The 6439-nt window shown below is 69.6% G+C and carries 4 protein-coding genes and 2 pseudogenes; 5 read left to right on the top strand and 1 reads right to left on the bottom strand.

What is annotated here, in order from left to right; translation table 11 throughout:
- Positions 1 to 311 (bottom strand): annotated as a pseudogene (locus Q2100_RS28425) (Hsp70 family protein); the annotation flags it as partial.
- Positions 312 to 536: 225 nt separating this feature from the next.
- Between Q2100_RS28425 and Q2100_RS28420 the strand changes: the two are divergent.
- The 5 genes and pseudogenes from Q2100_RS28420 to Q2100_RS28400 form a co-directional block, all read left to right on the top strand.
- Entirely contained in the window at positions 537 to 1058 is a 522-nt protein-coding gene (locus Q2100_RS28420; protein WP_302916731.1) for an Rv0340 family IniB-related protein, read from the top strand.
- A 295-nt stretch (positions 1059 to 1353) separates the two neighbouring features.
- Positions 1354 to 2412 carry an IniB N-terminal domain-containing protein gene (locus tag Q2100_RS28415; protein ID WP_264016220.1) on the top strand — a complete coding sequence of 353 codons (1059 nt, stop codon included), beginning with the start codon at positions 1354 to 1356 and terminating at the stop codon, positions 2410 to 2412.
- 93 nt (positions 2413 to 2505) lie between these two features.
- Positions 2506 to 4365: a dynamin-like GTPase family protein gene (locus tag Q2100_RS28410; protein WP_302916730.1), complete on the top strand. Its 1860-nt coding sequence runs from the start codon at positions 2506 to 2508 to the stop codon at positions 4363 to 4365.
- A gap of 66 nt (positions 4366 to 4431) precedes the next feature.
- Positions 4432 to 5937, top strand: a complete 1506-nt coding sequence (locus Q2100_RS28405) for a dynamin family protein (protein WP_302916729.1) — start codon at positions 4432 to 4434, stop codon at positions 5935 to 5937.
- Between the two features lie 60 nt (positions 5938 to 5997).
- Positions 5998 to 6439 (top strand): annotated as a pseudogene (locus Q2100_RS28400) (Hsp70 family protein); the annotation flags it as partial.

Genomic DNA, 6439 nt, shown 5'->3' with positions numbered 1-6439 from the left:
ACGGCGATCGCGACCGGGGCGCCGCCGCCCGCGGTGCGGGCCATCGTGTCCAGCGCCTCGGCCAGCACCTGCTCGCCGCGGTGGGCCGAACCGTCGGCCGCCACCAGGGGCACGGGATCGCCGACGCGGTCGACGAACCCGCTGAGCACCATCCCGGGGGAGGTGCGGGGCGGGTTCTCGGCGGCCAGCCCCACCTCGGCCGGGCGGTCGTCGAAAACGGTGAGGATCGACCGGCGCATGACCGGGTCGCGGCCGAAGCGGGCCGCGACGAGATTGGTCATTCCGATCGACAACCCCAACGAGTCGGTCATTACTGTCACTCCTGCTGTCTCGGCCGGTGTTCACCTTAGCGGCTCGGGCCCCCGAGGCCTCGGAACATCCCCCTAGTGGCGTCAATCCCCTAACGTGCCGTCCCCTAACGGCCGCGCCGTGGGGCTGGGTTCGGCACCGATCCCGGGGCGGGCCTGCGCCGATAGCATCGTGGGACATCGGCGAATCGCCGGACTACACCACCATCTTCAGGGGGACGGGCTGTCATGGCTAACTCGCTTCTCGACTTCGTCATGTCGCTGGTGCGAGACCCCGACGCCGCGGCACGCTACAGCGCCGACCCGGCCGGTGCCCTCGCCGAGGCGAACCTGCCCGACGTGACGAGTGTCGACGTCGCCAACCTCATCCCGGTGGTGTCCGAATCGCTGTCCATGACCGGTCCGGCCAGCGGTTTCGATGCCGTTGGCGCCGAGACGGCGGGAAACGTCTGGGCGAGCGGCGCCGCCACCGCGGCGTTCGACGCCTTCGGCGATCCAGGCGCAGGCACCGCGATCGACGACGGCGCCAACGTGATCTCCGACGTGGTCGACGAACCGGTCGTCCAGGTGGCCGACACGTCGTTGGCCGACCTCGACAGCGCGTTCGGCGACCCGGCCGCGCAGTTCGACACGGCCTTCGCCGACGCCCCGGCGGACACCGCGGCCGACTTCGCCGCCGATTGGGGGCAGTCGCCCTCCGACGATCAGGTGCCCGGGGCCGACGGCCAGAGTTTCGACCTCTTCAACTGACCTCTGCAGCACTTCCTCTTCACCCGCGCGGACCTCTGTCCGCGCGGGTGAATTCGTTTGAACAGGGAAAACGCGGCGCTGCCGGCGAGTGCCTCCGGTGCCCCCAAGTACCCCCTAATCCCCTAATGGGGCCGATGCGGGGACCCCGGTACGGCATCTTTGGGGGATGGGAGGCGACCCCGTTCCCCGGCGGTCCCGGAATCCATAACGTTGTCGTCAGAACGCCGGAAGGACCGGCGGGAACCACCTCCCAAGCCCGCGAGGGCTCACCGGGAAGAAACAGAAAGGCAGTTCCATGAATCTCATCGACTTCATCCTCGATCTGTTCCGCAGCCCGGTCGAGGCGGCCCGTTTCGTCACCGACCCCGACGGCGCGCTCCGCGACGCCGGCCTGCCGAACGTGACCGCCGCGCAGCTCGCGTCGGTCGCAGCCACCGCCGCCCCGGCCGGCTACGCCCTCGGCGGCGGAGACCCGATCGTCGGCCTGCAGCGCGCGGTCGCCGATCACCACCAGCTGGCCTCGAACTTCGCCTCGCCGTTCTCGCCGCAGACGTCGTTCGCGCCGACCACCGAGTTCGCCAGCCGTAACGACACGGACCTGCTGAGCGGCAACAACGTGCCGATCGCCAGCCCGGATCAGAACGCCGGCGCCAACGCCCAGAACGGCGCCTTCAACCTTGGCTTCGGTGACATCACCCTGGGTGACAAGACCAGCAACACCGCCACCAACGGCGGCGTCGTGGTCGGCGGCGACAACGACGGCGACATCGTCAGCGGTGACGGCGCGGTGCTCGGCGACGGCAACACCATGAACAACGGCGACATCCTCGCCGGCTCCGGCTCGAACGTCGTCGTCGGCAAGGACAACGAGGTCGAGGACAACTCGCAGACCGCGGGCGGCGACCTGATCGCCGACAACGACGCACCGGTGCTCAACGACGTCGACACCAGCGGTGGCAACGGTGGCGGCGCCGACGGCGGCGGCAGCCTGATCGGCATCGGCGGCGGCAACGCGGTCGGCGGCGACGGCGGCAGCGGTGGCGGAATCATCATCACCGACAACGACGTCAACACCGGAACGCAGATCGACGGCGACTTCGGCAGCGACAACGTCGAGGACAACTCGACCAGCACGTCGGTGCAGTCCGAGGTCAACACGTCCACCGAGAGCTCGATCGAGGACAACTCCTCGAGCTACGAGTCGAACATCGGCTCGGGCAACGAGACCGCGATCGGGTCGGGCAACGAGACGAACACCGAGCTGTTCTCGGGCAACACCACCGGGTTCGAGACCAACACCGACATCGCCTCCAACAACGATGTCGCCTCGAACAACGATCTGGACGCGTTCTGATCGACATGACCGCGTGACGCAACTGGCGGGGACCGCAACCGGTCCCCGCCAGTTCGCGCATTAACGTGAGATCGACCGAGTGAGAAGGGCGCCATGACGCAACCGAACGACCCGCGCAAGGTCAAGGTGATCGTCGAACTCATCGACCACACCAGCAGGATCGCCGACTCCTATGAGCGTGGCGACCTGGTCGACCGGCTGGCCCGCGCCAAGGCTCGCATCACCGACCCGCAGATCCGGGTGGTGATCGCCGGTCAGCTCAAGCAGGGCAAGAGCCTGCTGCTCAACTCGCTGCTCAACATGCCGGTGGCGCGGGTGGGCGACGACGAGTCCACTGTGCTGGCCACCGTCGTGTCCTACGGCGAGCAGGCCTCCGCGCGCCTGGTGGTCGCCAACCCCGACGGCGAAGAGCCCGAACTGGTCGAGATCCCGCCCGCGGACCTGCGCAACGACCTGCGCCGCGCGCCACAGGCCGGCGGCCGCGAGGTGCTGCGCGTCGAGGTGACCGCCCCGAGCCCACTCCTCAAGGGCGGGTTGGCGTTCATCGACACCCCCGGGGTCGGCGGCTACGGCCAGCCGCACCTGTCGGCGACGCTGGGGTTGCTGCCCGACGCCGACGCGATGCTGATGGTCAGCGACACCAGCCAGGAGTTCACCGAACCGGAGATGACGTTCATCCGGCAGGCCGTCGAGATCTGCCCGGTGGCCGTGATCGTGGCGTCCAAGACCGACCTCTACCCGCACTGGCGGCAGATCGTCGACGCCAACTCCGTGCACCTGCGGCGCGCGGGCATCTCGACGCCGATGATCCCCGCGTCGGCGCAGCTGCGCAGCCACGCCATCCAGCTCAACGACAAGGAACTCAACGAGGAGTCCAACTTCCCGGCGATCGTGAAATTCCTGTCCGACCGTGTGCTCAGCCGCGAGAGCGACCGGGTGCGCGACCATGTGGTGAGCGAGATCCGCGCCGCCGCCGAGCATCTGGCGATGGGGTTGGACGCCGAGCTGTCGGCGTTCAACGATCCGCAGGCCCGCGACCGGCTGACCGAGGAGCTGGAACGGCGCAAGCAGGAGGCCCAGGATGCGCTGCAGCAGACCGCGCTGTGGCAGCAGGTGCTCAACGACGGCATCAACGACCTGACCGCGGACGTCGACCACGACCTGAGGGGCCGGTTCCGCAACATCGTGGCGTACACCGAGTCGGTGATCGACTCCTGCGACCCGAGCGTGCAGTGGGCGGAGATCGGGGCCGAACTGGAGAACGCCGTCGCCACCGCGGTCGGCGACAACTTCGTGTGGGCCTACCAGCGATCCGAGGCACTCGCCGCCGAGGTGGCCAGGACGTTCATGGAAGCCGGTCTGGACGCGGTCAAGATGCCGACCATCGACGCCCGCGACATGGGCGCCGGCTTCGGCGAATTCAAATCGCTGGCGTCCTTGGAGGCCAAACCGATCCGCGTCGGCGACCGCGTGGTCTCCGGCCTGCGGGGATCTTTCGGCGGTGTGCTGATGTTCGGCATGCTCACCTCCTTCGCCGGCCTCGGCATGCTCAACCCGCTGTCGTTGGGCGCCGGCGCGCTGATCGGCCGTAAGGCCTACAAGGAGGAGATGGAGAACCGGATGCTCCGGATCCGCAACGACGCCAAGATCAACATGCGCAAATTCGTCGACGACGTTTCGTTCGTCGTCGGCAAGGAATCGCGTGACCGGCTCAAGGGGATCCAGCGCCAGCTGCGCGACCACTACCGCGAGATCGCCAACCAGACCACCCGGTCGCTCAACGAGTCACTGCAGGCCACGCTCGCCGCCGCCAAGATGGAGGAGACCGAGCGCAACGCCCGCGTCAAGGAGCTCGAACGCCGGCGCAACATCCTGCGGCAGGTGCTCGACCACTGCGAGAAGCTGAGCGTCGGCGCCCCGGCCGAGCCGGCCGGGATGCGCAGCAACTCCTAGTCGACACAGCCGTAGGACGCGCGCCTGCACTGCGCGGCGGCCGGGTGCCTAAGCTGGACAGCCGACATGAGCACGAGCGATCAGGTGCGGACGATCCTGGGCGGCACCATCAGTGCCTACCGGGCCGATCCGGCGTACCGCGACCGTCCCGACGTGCACAACGAACTCGACCGGATCGGTCGCAGGCTCAACCAGCCGATCCGCATCGCCCTGGCAGGGACGTTGAAGGCCGGCAAATCCACGCTGGTCAACGCGCTGGTAGGGGAGGACATCGCACCCACCGACGCCACCGAGGCCACCCGGATCGTCACCTGGTTCCGGCACGGGCCCACTCCGAAGGTGACCGCGAACCATCGCGGCGGCCGGCGTTCGAACGTGCCGATCGGCCGCGGCGCGCAGGGCTCCCCGGACCACCGGGGCCTGACGTTCGACTTCGCCCGCCTCGACCCCGAGGACGTGGTGGACCTCGACGTCGAATGGCCGGCCGCCGAACTGATCGACACCACGATCATCGACACCCCTGGGACGTCGTCGTTGTCGCGCGACGTCTCGCAGCGCACCCTGCGGCTGCTGGTGCCCGACGACGGCGTGCCGCGGGTCGACGCCGTGGTGTTCCTGCTTCGCACGCTGAACGCCGCCGACATCGCGCTGCTCAAGCAGATCGGCGAGCTGGTGGGGGGCTCCTCGGGCGCGCTCGGCGTGATCGGGGTGGCGTCGCGGGCCGACGAGATCGGCGCGGGCCGCATCGACGCGATGATGTCGGCCAAGGACGTCGCCAGTCGGTTCACCGCCGAGATGGACAAGACCGGCATCTGCCAGGCGGTGGTGCCGGTGTCGGGGCTGCTCGCACTGACCGCGCGGACCCTGCGGCAGAGCGAGTTCGTGGCGCTGGAGAAGCTGGCCGGGGTCGACGCGGCCGAGCTGGCCAAGGCGATGCTGTCGGTGGACCGTTTCGTGCGCGAGGACTCCTCGCTGCCGGTCGACGCCGCCACCCGCGCGGCGTTGCTGAACCGGTTCGGGATGTTCGGGGTGCGGATCTCGATCGCGGTGCTGCGGGCCGGTGTCACCGACTCGGTGGCGCTGGCCGACGAACTGCTCGAGCGCAGCGGTCTCGTCGCGTTGCGCGACGTCATCGACCAGCAGTTCGCCCAGCGTTCCGACCTGCTCAAGGCGCACACCGCGCTGCTGTCACTGCGCCGGTTCGTCGAGCAGCACCCGATCTACGCGACGCCCTACATCGTCGCCGACATCGACCCGCTGCTCGCCGACACCCACGCCTTCGAGGAACTCCGGCTGCTCAGCCAACTACGTTCGCGGCCAACCACGTTGAACGAGGACGAGATCGTATCGCTGCGGCGCATCATCGGCGGGTCGGGCACCGACGCCGCGAGCAGGCTGGGCCTGCAGCCCGACGCCCCCTACGACGGGCCGAGGGCCGCGTTCGCCGCTGCCCAGCGCTGGCGCCGCCGCGCCGATCACCCCCTCAACGACCCCTTCACCACCAGGGCCTGCCGGGCCGCTGTGCGCAGTGCGGAGGCCATGGTCGCGGAGTTCGCCGCCCGCGGCCGCTGAGCCGCTGAAATCGGTCGCCGAACCGCCTAACGAATCGCGGCCCTGCGGCGACATACAGGTATGCGCAGCTTGCTGGGATTGTCAGTCGGCGTCACGAACCTGGTCGCCGTGCCGCTGACCGGGCCCGCCGACCGCCCCGCCGTCCGCCGTTCGGTGCTGACCCTGTTCGGGCACCGACCGCCTGAGGTGGGCCTGCCGGGTGAGAACGCTGCGCTCGACGAACGGGGCCTGGTGCTGTCGGCGTTCGTGGAGCGCGTCGGCGATCCCGTTCCCATCGTCGCCCCCGACGGATCCACCCACCGCGGTGAGGACCTGACCGTGACAGCGCTGACGGCGCTCACGCGGTCGGCGGGCCGGGCCGACGTCACCGGCCTGGCGGTCCCCGCATACTGGCCGGCCACCGCGGTGGACGCCGTGCAGGCCCGGATGCCGCACGCCATCGTGGTGTCCGACGCCGTCGCGGCGCTGACGGCGCTGCAGTCGCGGCCCGGCCTGCCCGCCC

Source organism: Mycolicibacterium arseniciresistens, assembly GCF_030519285.1.
GTDB classification, from domain to species: domain Bacteria; phylum Actinomycetota; class Actinomycetes; order Mycobacteriales; family Mycobacteriaceae; genus Mycobacterium; species Mycobacterium arseniciresistens.
Note: the sequence above shows the minus strand (reverse complement) of the source record. Positions and strands in the feature narration are given on the sequence as shown.